Genomic DNA, 15,259 nt, shown 5'->3' on the forward strand with positions numbered 1-15,259 from the left:
GAGACGCCGTTGCTGAGATTCGAACCCGTACCATCTCTCGGATTCGGCGTGGCATGAAAACTAAGCCGAGCATCGCATCCAAGCAGAGGCTGGCTGGGGATTTCGGGTCGACGGCGTTCTCCGGAGGATGCGGTGGTTTCTCATATGCGCCGACTGCTGTTGCCACCTTGTCGCGCGGTCATTCACCGGATCGAGACCCTTCACAACCGGACCCTGCTGTCCTGCATCGGCACCTATGTCTCCTCCTTTGCAACGAGTGAAAGCAGGGAGCGAACCGCTTTCCGGACGGCCGAGGAAGAGGCTAAGTAATTTTGCAAGAGATTCACATTTTCCTGGGCCCTAAACAATGGTTCCATTGCCTTCGGTTTTCTCATTGGCGGGGGATCTGCCTGCAGCGCAAGCTTGTCAGGGGCCGCTAATCCGTCAAAAAAATAGGTAGCGGGCACGTCCAGCGCGCACATGATCCCGTAGAGTACTGACGCACTGACGCGGTTCTTACCCTTTTCGTATTTCTGAATTTGCTGGAAGGTTATCCCGAGCCGTGCCGCCAGAATCTTTTGAGACATCCCTTTGGCTTGGCGCGCTGCAAATATGCGCTGCCCCACATGAGCATCAACAGGATGGGCTCCCTCGGCTATGATCGTCCGACGCTGCTTTTGTTCAGTTCGTTTTGGGTCCACAACTTGGCTCCGATTGCATCATTGCGACATTACTCCTCTCGACATCAAATCTATCGGCAGGGCAAGCCGAAACTCGATAGAACGCAGGCAGGAAGATGAACTCGGATTTCTGCTTCCGTTTCATCAAAGGGCCTCGATGTTATGCTCCCATATTTGTCTACCCCTTCTGGCCCGTAATCGGCTGCCGACTCACTTTTCGACCTGGCAAACATCGGCACGCTCAGGCAGGTGTCGCGGAACAGCCCTTACAAACATGACCGACGCCCGACAGTTGGTGGCCGTCGCTGGTCGACGGCGGTCAGCAGGACGTACGGCTAGCGTTCCCACAATGCTGGTGGATTTTGAGTGCCAGTTCAGGCGGAGCGGGTCATTTCGGACAAATCATATTGCGGCACCCAGCCGAGCACATCGTCCTGGATGCGGATCGCGCCATGAGATGATTAGGGGGTGATAGTGTCAATACTCTTTGTTACCGCCGCGTTGTTGTTTTAACGCGCCCGGTTAGTGTTCTATCTTCCTCTTGTTGGCACTCGCCCCACTCACCTCTCCTGCATTGCCTGGGAGGCGATCTCCGCGAGCGGCGAGTAAAGATATTCGAGGATACGCCGGCTCCCGGTTTTGACCTCAACGGTGACGGACATGCCGGGCGATAGCGCGACGCGGGTTCCGTCGATGTCTATGCTCGCAACATTCGGCTTGATGACGATGGGGAAGACCAGGTTCTGAACCCGCTGAGCGTTGCCGATCGGGATCACACTCTGCAGCTCCTTTGCCGGCTGGCCTTCGAGCTGCTGTGCGTCGGGTTCGGGAATGGCGTCGGTCGCGACGCGGGTGACCGTGCCGTTGAGGGTGCCATAGCGGGTGAAGGGGAAAGCCTCGACCTTGATGACGGCCGGCTGTCCAGGCGAGACGAAGCCGATGTCCCGGTTCGGCAGATAGGCCTCGATCTCCAGCGAAGCGTCGTCCGGTACGATCCGCATCAGCTCCGCGCCGGCCGTCACCACTTGGCCGACTGTCGTGATGGCGGATGTCTGGACGATGCCCTTGATCGGGCTCTTGATCGTCATCGATTCGAGCCGCTTGGCCGCCCTCACCAGTTGCTGTTCCTTCTCGTCGATCTCCCGTGATGCCTGCGCCTGTTTCTGAGCATTGTCGGCGACGAAGGTCTTGATGGCTTTCAGGCCTTCGCTGGTTGCCGTGACGATTGCCGTCTCCGCCTCCGCCCGCTGACCGATCTGCTCGGCAAGCGTTGCCTCTTCCTTCTGTTTGACCTCGACGGCATCGATGACGCCGGATCTCGAGCCGGCACTGAGATCGACGAGGTTGGAACGCATGGTGACGCGATCTGTCAGCGTGGCGACCAGCGCCTGCTGGGCGGCAATCATCTCGGTATATCGCTTCAAAGCGGCGAACTGCTGATTGCGCTGGGCCGCGAGGCTGTCGAGGGTCGATGCGAGCTGCTCGAGATCGGAAGTGTAGAGCAGCGCCTCGCGAGTGCGGATCTCGGCCGGTATGGAAGCGGCGAAATCGGGGACGATCTCAATCCCACGCGGTCCGCTCCAGAGATCGCCCTTCTGCTAGGCATTGACCTCGACCAATGCCGCGCCTCGCCGTGTTACCTCCGCCCGCAGCGCTGCGAGGCTGATCATCTTCACCACTAGGTCCGCTCGACCGTGCGGGACCGACAAGCTGTGCAAGCACGCTAGGCCCAATCTAATCGTAGGCGCATACGTCCTTCTATATCATCGTATGGGATGATTGCTTTTACGCTTCCATCTGCCGGACCCGCGTCTAGTTGGATAGCAATGTCGCCATTGCAAATCATCGCTGATCGAGCGTCCATTTTTTGGACATTTGAAATTACTTCCGCTCCTCCTCAGGAGCGGAGAAGGCACATAGATCAAATGTTCTTGGGTATCAAGATCGCCTATAATTTGGCGCGCCTCCGCAAGCAGGGTGTCATATGGCTCCTTGGCACAGCGTAGGAATTCATTTTGCAGGAATTCTAAAAACGTCGATGCTAATAACGTTGCCGACATTGAAAGGCAATCAAGAAAATAAACTTCAGAATATCCGTCCTTCAAGGCGGCCGCATTGTAAGCGTATTGGTCGCCACACGCCGTTTCAGCAAAGCATAGATAGTCAGAGCAACGGGTTTCCCAAGCGAATTTCCAGAGTGTCGGATCATTCCACTTCACTATATCTATGCTCGCCTCTGGACCAATCCCAAAAAGTCGAAAATACCCGCCAAATACTTGAACACCATTACTCTCTATTAGAACAGCCCGATGATCGGTCGGAAGATGAATGCCCCAGATTGATTCAAGCTCATCTACCATCGCCAAATTGGCCCCAGGGTAGAGACAGACGTCACTTAACGACGCAAGGTTGGTTAATAGGGAGTATTCATGGAATTTGCCCGTCCACTGTAATTACATCTATACGTTGTCCAATTCGGGAGGAAAGCCCACCTCCCAGCACACTGTTTGACTTTCCCGGCATATCTAGCCAGCCAATTTGCAAGTAGGCCGATTGATAAAATTTGTCATGAGCGATTTGAATTCGTACTTACTTATGGATGACAACCGCGATCAAAGTATTCACGAACCTGCCGATTGCCTCCTAGAAAAGGTGCTCTTGAATTGATTCACAGCACAAACCGGCCTGGTAAGGTAAGTCTGCTTACGTCGTCGCTGCCGCCTAGTTCCCTTCGATCCATTATGCGATCTTTTTGGCCTAAAACGTGAACCCCATAACAACAAGCCGAACGCTGGGAAAGCTGTCGCCGTGCCAGAACCGTCGAGCCGACCAGAAGCAGGCTGGGATCTCTAGCAGATCCAACGCGTCGCGAACAACTCCTGACGCAGGAAATCGCCGATGGCATCGGAGGACATCGCGGCGCCCAACAGAAGTCCTTGTAGTCGATCGCATTTTTCTCTTCTAAGCCAACTCGCCTGACCGGCTGTTTCGACGCCTTCCGCCGTGATCCGCATCCCCAGCCCATGGGCAAGGCCGACGACGAAACGCACGATCGTCTGACTCTTCGGGTTGGTCTCGACATCCTTGATGAAGTGCCTGTCGATCTTGATCGTGTCGAACGGGAAGTTCTGTAGATAGCTCAGGGATGAATAGCGAGTGCCAAAATCGTCGAGTGCGATTCGGACGCCCAGGACCTCCAGAGTATGCAGCGTATCGAGATTGTTGGTGGTGCGCTCAAGCAGGACGGTTTCGGTTATTTCGATCTCCAACCTGTCGGCGGGAAACCCGACATCGTCGAGGATACCGGCTACGCGATCGGTGAAGCCACGGCGCAGGAATTCGGCCGGCGAGAGATTGACCGCCACGATGAAATGCGAGGGCCACGTCAAAGCTTCGCGACAGGCCTGTTCAAGCACCCACGCTCCAATATCTCCCATAAGGCCATCGGCTTCGGCCATGGGGATGAAAACACTTGGGGGAATCACTCCGGCATAAGGATGGCGCCAACGCAGCAGCGCCTCGAAGCCGACGATCCCCTCCGATACCTCCACCAGAGGCTGATACTCGATGAGGAACTGTTGCTCCTTGAGCGCAACCCGCAAGCTGCGCCTCAGCGTCTCGCGCTGCTCCAGCATGATCATCATCGAGCGATTGAACGTCCTCGCCCGGCCACGTCCGTCGTTCTTGGCAGCATAGAGCGCAATGTCGGCTGCTTTCATCAACTGTTCGCCGTCATTGCCATCGCTCGGCGCAATGGCGATACCGACGCTAGCGCCGACAAATACATCGATCCCGTCGATGGTAAATGGCTCTCTGAACGCACGGACAAGAGATTCGGCCAGGTTTTCCGCCTCCGCGGGCTGATCACCACGCCGCTGAATGACGGCGAATTCGTCGCCCGCGAGTTCTATAAGCTGTCTCGCCGTCGCGAAGTAAGGCCTGAATCCGTTCCGCCGTCATCTTGAGCACCACGTCGCCGGCACCGTGACCAAGGGTGTCATTGACGGGTTTGAAGTCATCCAGATCGAGCTGCATCAGCGCTACCTTATGATCCCTTGTTACGGGAAAGCCTGTCTCAAGATCGCTGCTGAACTGGCGACGGTTGGCTAGTCCCGTCAGTACGTCGTGCCTAGCCTGATGAAGAAGGAGAGCACGGTCGGGTTCCCCGGTCGTTTCCTTCGAAATCGCGTTCCCATTCTGTGAACTCGATGACGCCGAGGCCCCGTTCAGTGCCGAAAACCAGAAGACTGCGACTTTTGCTGGGAGGACCGCGTCCAATCGCGATGTTGCGCGGTAGGCCGCCGGCAAGTACGGCCTCGATCCCCGATATGTGGTCGGGTTCGAGCAGCTCCGGATATAGATCCCAAAGGGTCGTACCTGACGCTGCTGCAACTTTGTAGACCTCAGTAACCGCCCGAGAGCATTTGATTATTTCCAGGCTGTTGCCATAGAAAGAAACGAGTTCATCAGGCTGACCGGACCCCACCTCGTTGAGTCAGTGCGAAGGCTAACATGCCGGCGCGAATATTCAATCAGCCCTAGCCGATAAACAGAAATACAGCTTGAAAGCGTTTTCCGCAGAGAGAGCCAACCGTGCAGCCAGGCTTCGATTGCTCGATCGCGGCCGCTCCGAGCCCTTTCGCGTGATGCGGCGACGTCCGAGAGCGATGACCGCCAAGCCATGTCGCGTGTCATCGGCGCCCGATACAGGCTTATTCTCATCATCCTTTCGACTTCTTCGATAGCGACACGGCGGCGGCGTTCCGCCGTGAGGAGGAATTGGCGCAGAAGGTCATCGATAGAGCAACGCATCGAACGTGCGGAAGGAAGCAAAGTTTGTCTCTCGAAACTCAAAGTGCCTCTTCGCGACACGACGGCACCTTGCTCGGCATAATCCCTCACAATCGGGACGTGACCGAAAAGCGGGTTCTTGAACGGGACTTGCACCGGGTCCGGCAGACATTGGTGACGATCACGATGGCACCCTTATCTTCTTCTGCTACGACCAGTACCGCGAGCACTTTCCGCTCACAGCCGAGCTGCGGTTCCGGGCGCAAACTGACCGGTATCATGCAAGCGTCGCTCGCACGTAGCAATTAGAATCAGTCTCCCTTGACGAGCGGGAAGATGAAGCTCTTATGGCGAAACTCCGAGGCCAGCGCCAGACATCGCTGGCTGCGGAATGTCGTCCTTTCGACTGGATGAGGTTTCGGCGCGGAAGCCACCGTCGGAGGGCGCGGCCTCCAAGCAAACTCCCCATATTCACCGTCATGCGCTTGGGCCCGACATCGCCTCCGCCACCCCGAAGAAAGGAAACAAAAACGTGGGCAAAGTCGGCAGGGAGGTCACTATATGGATCACGGGGCTTTCCGGCGACCGCGCGCATCCTTGTCTGTCATAAAACTGTCATAAACCAGAATTCGGCGCTATCTCCTCAAATAGATAATGTTTAGACAATGGTCCCGGATGACGTCCGTCCGACATATCTTACACAGACCAAAATCGCGAGGTGCTCATGCTGGGTTGGTTTCGTAGGTTGATGCCACGCGAAGACGGGTTTTTCGACCTCTTCGAACAACATTCCAAGACGATCGTCGGAGCGGCAGAAGCGCTCGACAGATTGCTTTCGGGGATAGAAATCGAGCATCAATGCGAAGTAATCATCCGATTGGAGGATGAGGCGGATAACGTCACGCGCGAAGTCATGCAAGCCGTGCGGCGAAGCTTTATCACGCCGTTCGATCGCGGAGACATCAAGGATCTCATCCAATCCATGGATGACGCAATCGACACGATGCACAAAACGGTGAAGACCATCCGCCTCTTCGAGCAGAGGAGCTTTGACCCAGGCATGCAGGAGATGGGCAAGACTGTCGTCGAGGCGGCCAATCTAATTGCCGAGGCAATCCCGCTGCTGGATCGAGTGAACGCCAATGCCGCGCGTCTATCGGCCATCGCCGAGCAAGTCACGCGGGTGGAAGGACGATCAGACGAGCTCCACGAACAAGGGCTCAAAGACTTGTTTCGCCGGCACGGCGCGCACAATCCGATGGCATATATGATCGGCAGCGAGATCTACGGCGAGCTGGAAAAGGTGGTCGACCGTTTCGAGGACGTCGCCAACGAGATTAGCGGCATCGTGATCGAGAATATCTGATGGATGCCACTCTTGCTTTCCCGTTGCTCGTCAGCCTAATCGGGGTCGCTCTGCTGTTCGATTTTCTCAATGGCCTGCATGACGCAGCCAATTCAATTGCGACAATCGTATCAACACGGGTGCTTCGGCCGCAATATGCTGTCTTTTGGGCGGCCTTCTTCAATTTCATCGCCTTTCTGTTCTTTGGGCTCCACGTGGCCGAAACGCTCGGCACCGGCATCATCGATCCGGCGATCGTCACTCCGCAAGTGATATTCGCGGCTCTCGTCGGGGCCATCGTCTGGAACGTCCTCACTTGGATATTCGGCATTCCCTCCAGCTCCTCCCATGCCCTGATCGGTGGATTGGTCGGAGCGGGTCTCGCCAAAACCGGACTGAGCTCGATTGTCTGGAGCGGTCTCCTCAAGACCGCGTCGGCAATCGTCATGTCACCAATGATCGGTTTCCTTCTGGCGCTGCTTCTCATCTTGGCGGTGACCTGGACATTCATCCGGCAGACACCCTTCGCGGTCGATCGATCGTTTCGCTTCCTGCAATTTGTTTCTGCTTCACTCTATTCGCTCGGCCACGGCGGCAACGACGCACAAAAGACAATGGGCATCATTGCCGTGCTGCTGTATTCGCAGGGCTATCTCGGCGGTAGCTTTCATGTGCCGCTCTGGGTCGTACTTTCGTGCCAGGCAGCAATGGCCGTCGGCACCCTATTCGGCGGCTGGCGCATCGTCCACACAATGGGCTCGAAAATTACCAAGCTGAACCCGATGCAGGGTTTCTGTGCCGAAACGGGCGGCGCTTTGACGCTCTTCGGCGCAACGTGGCTAGGCATACCCGTTTCGACCACGCACACCATAACCGGTGCCATCATAGGCGTGGGCGCCGCAAAGCGCGTATCTGCGGTCCGTTGGGGGCTGGCGGGCAACATCGTAGTCGCATGGGTTATCACCCTACCGGCGGCGGCAATCATTGCGGCAGTTTCGTTTTGGCTCACGACGGTAGCGAACCAGTTCTTTATTCTTTGATGCCGGAATCCGTCCGGCACCGCATCGCCGCCGGCTGCTTGGTTTGCTTTGTGACGGACGGAGCAAGTCGGTCTTGGCGAAAAACTGAACCTGCGTCGATCTCCGCGGTGGATTGGTACAAAGTGCCGGACTATTTCACACACAGTCATTAGGGGCGCGGGCGGCTGATTCTAGTCGGGTGCGCTATTGTGAGAATGATCATGATCTCGCCCGCACCACAGTCTCGGGGTTTGCGGGGCATCACTCCTCCCGCCAAAGGAATGGTACCGCAATGCCGTCTGCGATAAGGAGCTGTCTCCAGGTCCGCCCGTCAACCGTAAACGTTGCTGCCAGGGCACATTTGCAAAATGTCAGAGTTTTGGCGTCGAGCTTTCACTACCGAACATGCTTGATCCATGCAGACAAGCCAAAAGCCCTAGCCAGGACAAATTGAGATTCCTAGGCACGGACCATCGAGCGGCGCATCTGCATTAAGCTCCTGCCTTGCGGACCGAGAGCAGTAACATCATCGGACGTTCAAGCTCTTCGGCCAGTTCAGGCATCGCCGCAATCTGGTGGTCCGTCGGCGCAAACTCATTGATTTGGCTTAGTTTGAAGCCGACCTCGATCAGGGTATTAAGGGTCGTCGCCAGGGTCCGATGGTGTTTAACAACGCCTTTCGTGAACCAGTCTGTACGGCGCTCTCCCTCGATAGAATAGCCATTCACCGGCCAGGTCTTGCGCTCGTCTTCATCCAAAATCCAGTGCGGATGCCGAGCTGCCATGAAAATAGGATGCTCGATGGTGAACACCAAGTCTCCCCCTGCGATGAGCGCATCGTAAACCATCCGCGCAAGTCTGTCGAAGTTCTATACGTAGTGAAACGTCAGGGCGCTATAGATCAGATCGAAGCTTGCATGTGGCAATTCCAAAATATCGAGATCGGCAAAGCGATAGTCGATGGCAGCGTCAGCCGTGTCGGCTTTCGCTCGGGCAATCATGTTCTGGGAAAGATCGTATCCAATAACTGAAGCCGCGCCCTGATCACGCATCCATCGTGAGGCCCAACCGAATCCACAGCCCAAGTCCGCAATATGCTTGCCTTCTAGCCTTGGAAGCATCGCTTTGATCGCGGGCCATTCGGGTGCGCCGTCCAACCCGTGCACTTGCCGAGGCAACTGGCTGTAACCGCTAAAGAAATCGGGATTGTCGTAGATATTCTGTGCCATGTTAATCTCCAGGAAAATAGGGAGGACAAGGCTGCAACGTCGACGCGCCTCGTCCGCTATGGGCGAGACCAGGCAACGATCCGCGTGTTTAGATTGCGTGGTCGACATCCCGGTATCCCGCCAACGGAATACCGGCAACCCGGGGGACAATATGGGTGTCCTGCTCGACCATGAACGACATTTTAGCAACGCATCTGATGAAATCAACCGCCGACGCTCATGTCGAAATCGTCACAACATCAGCTTTCGCGAGCGATTTCCGTGAGCGGGGTGCCACTCGTACCTTAACCGCCCTTCTTGCGGCCGCGGACCTTGAATTCCACCAGCAGAGTTTTGAGTTCAACCTCGCGAACGCGTCGTGCCGCCTCAACCGGGTCGACCCATTCGAGAATACGCTGCCCCTGCTCCTTGAAACCGTCGCCGACCTCTGTGACTTCCACCTGAAACACGTCGACAATGCAGGGGGCGATGTCACCGTCGTCAAATTCTTTCAGATAGGTGTAGCGGCCGACCGGCTTCTTTCTCACCGACCCGCGCACGCCAGCCTCCTCCCACGCTTCGACCGCCGCCGCTTCGAAGGGCTTTTTGCCTTTTATTGGCCATCCCTTCGGAATGATCCAACGCCCACTCTCCCGCGACGTGATCACAAGAATCTGGAGCCCGACTTCACCTTCGGCGTAACGGAAGCACAGCGCGCCATACTGTTGGCGAAACGCGCCGGAAAACAGTTTCGTGGAGACGGCGGCAAGCTGGCGGAGCAGTGGCTCCGATTTGTCCGGCCGGGGCTTGCGGGGTTTTTTCGGAGTCTTCATGTGCTTGTCATTGCTGAGTTTTGTAGGCGCGTCACCTCTCTAAGAGCATGTTCATGACAGGTGATGACAATCAATGGGGGAGCAACCGCCGGCCGGAGGCGGAGTAGGCGCCCTAACCCCGCTCACGATCCGGACCCGTTGCCGCCATTGGCATTATGGATCGCTAACAACTCCGCATAGGCCGATACATTGCTCGCCAAAACAGGTTGACCCGCCAGCAGATCTTCTCCCGCGGTCGAAAACGGCAGATATTGGCCTCCGGCTTCTTTGACCAGGCAGTAACCCGCCATGCAGTCCCAGGCTCGCATATGAGGTTCATAGTAGCCGACCAGTCGGCCTGCCGCCACATAGGCGAGCATAAGCGCGCCCGAGCCGTTTCGGATAAATGTGCCGCCGTTGTTGAGCACGGCCGATATGATGGAGCCGACACGCTCCGGCGCCACATACGTATTACAGCCGATGCCGGTCATCGCGTTCTGAATTGTTCGGGACGGATCAAGTGACAGCATCTCTCGGTTCAAGCTTGCACCGAGGCCCAGAGCAGCGGCATATAGCTCATTGGCGCACGGGACATGGATCACGCCGATGACGGGAAGACCGCCATGCAGGACAGCGATCGAAACGCACCAGGTCGGCATGCCGTTGACAAAGGGCGCGGTCCCGTCGATCGGATCGACTACCCAAGTGTAGCCCGAGCTTCCGACTTCATGGCCAAACTCCTCCCCGAGGAAGCCGTCGTCGGGAAATACTGCGGCGACGCGCTCCCGTAGGAACGTCTCGACGTCACGATCCGCTATCGACACGACATCCTGAAGATCGCGTTTTGTCTCGATCACGAGAGTGTCCCGCTTGTTAAAATAATCGAGCGCAAGCGCACCCGCTTTTTCAGCGAGGGATTTTGCCAAAATGAAGCGCCGCTCAAGATCCGTGTCACGCACAGTCATATTTCTATCCTTTTATTTGCATTCCAATATTTCAGGCGGCGATCAGTGCAATGCCGCGGCTCTCGAATCCAAGTGTGACGTCGCTCGATGGCGCAAGGTTTCTTTCGACGGCATGGTCGATAATGAAGAGCGTCCCGACATCGGTTTCGATTTCATATTCGACATGACCGCCGAGATATGCACTGTGGAGAACCCGCCCCGCCAGACCCTGCTGACCGGGTGCCGCGATGGAGATCGAACCGGGCCTGACGGCGAGTTTCGCCATGCCGGGTTTTGCGCCGCGCCCGGGCAGGCGGTGGTTCACCCCCGCCACGCGGATAAGCGCCTCCGCACCTTCAATGCGGATCACCTCGCAGGGGATGACATTCGCCTCTCCCATGAAATCGGCGATGAAGGAGGAGGCGGGCGCTTCGTAAAGCTCACGCGGTGTGCCGGACTGGGCGATCTCGCCATCCTTCATGACGATGATGCGGTCGGATACCGCCAGAGCCTCATCCTGATCGTGGGTGACATAAACGGCGGTAAAACCGAGACGCTGCTGAAGTTCACGGATATCCGTGCGCACCTTCCGGCGCAAGCGCGCATCGAGGTTGGAGAGCGGCTCATCGAGCAGCAGTACCTGCGGCTCCAGCACCAGTGCGCGGGCAACAGCAACGCGCTGCTGCTGACCGCCTGACAGTTCGGCGGGAAGGCGGCCACCCATGCCGGCAAGGCCAACCAGCGCCATCCCCTCCTCCGCCTTCTCCCGTGCTTCCTTCCGACTGAGGCCGGAGGATTCCAGGCCATAGGCGACGTTGTCGCGGGCATTCATGTGCGGAAACAGCGCATAAGACTGGAACACCATCGAGACATCGCGCTCATTGGCCGGCAGCATCGTGACGTCCTTGCCACCGATGAGGATTTTTCCAGCTGAAGGATGTTCGAGGCCGGCGAGCATGCGCAACGTCGTCGTCTTGCCGCAACCTGAAGGACCAAGCAGGGTGACGAGCGTGCCGGGCTCAATGGTGAGGGAGAGGTCTGGGATGGCAGTGAAGGCGCCGAACGTCTTGCGTACGTTCTGGAAGACGACGGAACCGGCTTTCTGGTTGATCATGCTATTTTCTCCTGACGAGAGGGAGCAGAAGTGGCAATGCCGGCGACGCGGTTTTCACGGCGCAGGCGACGTTCGCCCACCATGAGCTGGAAGCCGGCGATGACGGTGATCATCACGACGATCAGCATGGAGGAATAGGCGATCGCCACGCCATATTCGCCATTCTCCACGAGGCCGACGATGTAGGAGGTCGCCATGTTGTATCGCGCGCTGACGAGGAAGATGACGGCACTGATGGAGGTGATGGCACGCACAAAGGAATAGACGAGCGCGGCGGTGACGGCAGGACGCAAGAGCGGTAGAATGACCTTACGGATCGTGCGGAAGCTGTTGGCTCGCAGCGTGAGCGAGGCTTCGTCGAGGCTCTTGTCGAGCTGACTCATCGCCGCGATGCCACCGCGCACGCCGACCGGCATGTTGCGGAAGACGAAGCAGGCGACCAGGATTAGCGCCGAGCCGGTCATTTCCAACGGCGGCAGGTTGAAGGCCATGATGTAGCTGACTCCGATGACGGTACCAGGGATGGCAAAGCTCATCATCAGGGCAAATTCGAAGGCATTCTTGCCGGCAAATTTCTGACGCACGATGATGTAAGCGGTCAGCAGGCCGACGACGGCCGTCAAGGGCGCGGAGATCAACGCGATTTCCATGGTTGTCCAGAACGAGTTCCAGGCAACGCCCGTCCAGGCAATTCCGCTTTCGAAGCTGATCGAGAAGGCCTTGGCGTAGTGGTCGAGCGTCAGGGAATTATCCAGGCCCCAGGTCTTCACGAAGCCGCCGATCAGAATCATGCCGTAGATAACCAGCGTGAAGAGGATCCACGGGATGACCACGGCGTGAACGGCGATCGACAACCCGCGTGGGAGCGCAATGTGGGAGCCGCTATCGCCCTTGCCGGTGACGGTGGCAAAGTTCTTGCCCGACAGCCAGATGCGCTGAGCGAGGAAGGCAGACAGCGTGAAGGCGAGCAGTACCGTGGCGAGAACGGCGGCGCGCGAGGGATCGTTCTGCGAACCGACCACGGCGAAAAAGATTTCAGTCGACAGCACGCCATGGCTGCCGCCGAGCACCAGCGGATTGCCGAAATCGGCCATGCTTTCGATGAAGCCGATGAGGAAGGCGTTGGCGAGCCCCGGCTTCATCAGCGGCAGCGACACCCGCCAGAAGGTGCGCCAACGGTCAGCGCGCAGCGTCGTCGACGCTTCCTCCATCGACGGGCTGACGCCTTCGACGACGCCGATCAGCACGAGGAAGGAAATCGGCGTGAAGGACAGCACCTGCGCGATCCAGATGCCGGTCAGCCCGTAAAGCCAGCGGCCGGGCTCAATGCCGAACAGATCGGATAGCCCCTGTGTAACGACACCGGCACGACCGAAGAGCAGTGTAAGGGCCAGCCCGATGACGAAGGGCGGCGTGATGATCGGCAGGATCGTCAGCAGCCTGAGACCCTTTTTCATGGGGAAACGCGTACGGGTGGCAACAAGCGCGAAGGCAAGGCCGAGCAAGGTCGAGCCGAGGCCGGTCATGATGGCTAGCCACAGCGTGCGCCAGGCGACGCCGCAGCGACCGGCCCCGATCACGCAGTTGAGGCTCCAGATGCTGGGGTCCTGCACGTTGCGAATGAAGTTATCCGCATTGAACGAGCCGTCGAAATCCTGCACCGAACCGACAAACATACTGCCGATCGGGTAGAACACGAAGACCGTGACGAGGAAGACGAGCAGTGCGATCGCGCTGACGACGAACGCATCGCCCTTCATGGCACCGCGCTCGGCAAGGCCGAAGGCAAAGAGTAGCACGAAGGCAATAGTAGAGAGCACCGCGCCCGCCCCCATGGAGGGCTGGCCATCCGCGAGCGTGCCGAAGAGCGCTTCGCTCATGGTCCAGGTCCAGCCTGAAATGCCTATGGCGAGGCCTTGGAGCGAAAGAAAGAAAACGCCGAGCGCACCGAGCCAGGCGAGTACCGCGCCGCGGCGCATCGGATCCGCCATTCCGCGGGCTGCGAACGCGAGGAAAAGAAGCACAAGCGCACCGGCAAGCCACACACGGCCATAGGCGAAAATCTGCACGAGACCCGGGGCCGCTTCCGGGGAAAGGGGAAAGCCGGCCAACCATCCGAGTCCGAAGAAGCCGGTCTCCATCCGGTACCAGGGCAATAGGGTCAATGCGACCGCGCCCAGGACCAGGACGACATCCAGCCTGCGATTGCCATGTCTCATGGCTACCTCGCTGTCTTTGAGTTAAGGGAGGCGGCGCCCGGGTGAGACGGACGCCGCCGGTCGGCACATTAGTTGGCGGCAGCGCCGATTTCGCGATCCCAGCGCTCCAGCAGCGCCTTGCGCTTTGCCGGGTCGCCATAGGTCTTGAAGTCGTAGTCGATTAGCTTGATGTCCTCAAAGCGCGGCGCCTTCTCGGGGATTGTCGCGCTCTTATTGGAAGGCAGCTGGAAGGATTTCGCATCCTTCATGCGCGACTGGACTTCAGCTGTCAGCGCCCAGTCGTACCAGATCTTGGCATTGTCGAGATTTCGTGCGCCCTTGATGATCGACATGGAGCCGATTTCATAGCCAGTGCCTTCGCAGGGCGTGATTGACTTGACCGGGAAGCCTTCCGCCGTTTGCGCCACCGCGTCGTGCACGAAAACGATGCCGAGCGCCGTCTCCCCGCGTGCCGCCGCCTTAACGGGCGCCGAGCCGGATTTGGTATACTGCGAAACATTCGTGTTCAGCTTCTTCAGGTAGTCAAAGGCCTGGTCCTCGCCCATGATCTGAACGAGAGAGGCGAGCGCCGTATAGGCGGTTCCGGAAGAATTCGGGTTGGCGATCTGGATTTCACCCTTCAGTTCCGGCGCCAGGAGGTCGGCCCAGCAGACCGGCTCCTTATAGCCCTTGGACTTGAAGATCTCGGTATTGTAGCCCCAGCCGAGCGCGCCGGCGTAGACGCCGACCGTCTTGTAGCCGGAGCTTTCGGCCTGCTTCTTCGCCCAGTCGTTGAGTTCATCGAGCTTCGGCGACTTGTATTCCAGCGTCAGATTTTCGGATGCCGCCTGAAGATGCGGGTCGCCCGTACCGGCCCACCAGATGTCGGTCTTCGGGTTGCGAGCTTCGGCCCGCACCTTGGCATAGGTCTCGCCGGACGAAAGGCGAACCATGCTTACCTTGATGTCGCTATGGGCCTTCTCGAAATCGCCCTTCATCTGTTCGCAGATGACGACATCGGCCGAGCAGATGAGGTTCAATTCGCCAGCCGCCTGCGCGGGTAGCGCAGCGAGAGTAGAGCCGGCGAAGAGCATAATGGAAAAGGTCTTCATTTTCATGGGGGCATCCTCCTGTTGCCTTGGTTGATTCTTCACGTGAACAAGCCACAG

Annotated in this window: 10 protein-coding genes and 2 pseudogenes; 2 read left to right on the forward strand and 10 right to left on the reverse strand. The window is 57.9% G+C overall.

Annotated elements, in window-relative coordinates:
• Window positions 1-233 precede the first annotated feature (233 nt).
• The 4 genes and pseudogenes from MHI61_RS32375 to MHI61_RS32390 form a co-directional block, all read right to left on the reverse strand.
• Window positions 234-680: a helix-turn-helix transcriptional regulator gene (locus MHI61_RS32375; RefSeq protein WP_239793542.1), complete on the reverse strand. Its 447-nt coding sequence runs from the start codon at window positions 678-680 to the stop codon at window positions 234-236.
• Between the two features lie 539 nt (window positions 681-1,219).
• On the reverse strand, window positions 1,220-2,224 hold the full coding sequence (locus MHI61_RS32380; protein WP_345774884.1) for an HlyD family type I secretion periplasmic adaptor subunit: 1,005 nt from the start codon (window positions 2,222-2,224) through the stop codon (window positions 1,220-1,222).
• A 198-nt stretch (window positions 2,225-2,422) separates the two neighbouring features.
• Window positions 2,423-3,025: an SMI1/KNR4 family protein gene (locus MHI61_RS32385; RefSeq protein WP_345774880.1), complete on the reverse strand. Its 603-nt coding sequence runs from the start codon at window positions 3,023-3,025 to the stop codon at window positions 2,423-2,425.
• 483 nt (window positions 3,026-3,508) lie between these two features.
• Window positions 3,509-5,145, reverse strand: a pseudogene (locus MHI61_RS32390) (EAL domain-containing protein).
• Window positions 5,146-6,174: 1,029 nt separating this feature from the next.
• Between MHI61_RS32390 and MHI61_RS32395 the strand changes: the two are divergent.
• On the forward strand, window positions 6,175-6,816 hold the full coding sequence (locus MHI61_RS32395) for a DUF47 family protein (protein ID WP_239793543.1): 642 nt from the start codon (window positions 6,175-6,177) through the stop codon (window positions 6,814-6,816).
• The gene (locus MHI61_RS32400; RefSeq protein WP_239793544.1) at window positions 6,816-7,835 is read left to right on the forward strand and encodes an inorganic phosphate transporter; all 1,020 of its coding nucleotides are present in this window, start codon (window positions 6,816-6,818) and stop codon (window positions 7,833-7,835) included. Before MHI61_RS32395 ends, MHI61_RS32400 begins: the two co-directional genes overlap by 1 nt.
• 470 nt (window positions 7,836-8,305) lie before the next feature.
• Here MHI61_RS32400 and MHI61_RS32405 read toward each other — a convergent pair.
• The 6 genes and pseudogenes from MHI61_RS32405 to MHI61_RS32430 form a co-directional block, all read right to left on the reverse strand.
• Window positions 8,306-9,043, reverse strand: a pseudogene (locus tag MHI61_RS32405) (class I SAM-dependent methyltransferase).
• A 284-nt stretch (window positions 9,044-9,327) separates the two neighbouring features.
• Window positions 9,328-9,855 (reverse strand): NUDIX hydrolase, encoded by a 528-nt coding sequence (locus MHI61_RS32410; RefSeq protein ID WP_239793545.1) that lies wholly within the window; start codon window positions 9,853-9,855, stop codon window positions 9,328-9,330.
• Window positions 9,856-9,977: 122 nt separating this feature from the next.
• Complete coding sequence (locus MHI61_RS32415) at window positions 9,978-10,799, reverse strand: inositol monophosphatase family protein (RefSeq protein ID WP_239793546.1); 822 nt, start codon at window positions 10,797-10,799, stop codon at window positions 9,978-9,980.
• A 31-nt stretch (window positions 10,800-10,830) separates the two neighbouring features.
• Window positions 10,831-11,892 carry an ABC transporter ATP-binding protein gene (locus tag MHI61_RS32420; RefSeq protein ID WP_239793547.1) on the reverse strand — a complete coding sequence of 354 codons (1,062 nt, stop codon included), beginning with the start codon at window positions 11,890-11,892 and terminating at the stop codon, window positions 10,831-10,833.
• Window positions 11,889-14,111 (reverse strand): iron ABC transporter permease, encoded by a 2,223-nt coding sequence (locus MHI61_RS32425; RefSeq protein ID WP_239793548.1) that lies wholly within the window; start codon window positions 14,109-14,111, stop codon window positions 11,889-11,891. The genes MHI61_RS32420 and MHI61_RS32425 overlap by 4 nt, the downstream gene beginning before the upstream one ends.
• 68 nt (window positions 14,112-14,179) lie before the next feature.
• Complete coding sequence (locus tag MHI61_RS32430; RefSeq protein ID WP_239793549.1) at window positions 14,180-15,208, reverse strand: ABC transporter substrate-binding protein; 1,029 nt, start codon at window positions 15,206-15,208, stop codon at window positions 14,180-14,182.
• Window positions 15,209-15,259 lie beyond the last annotated feature (51 nt).

It is taken from the genome of Rhizobium sp. K102 (assembly GCF_022385315.1).
GTDB classification, from domain to species: Bacteria; Pseudomonadota; Alphaproteobacteria; order Rhizobiales; family Rhizobiaceae; genus Rhizobium; species Rhizobium croatiense.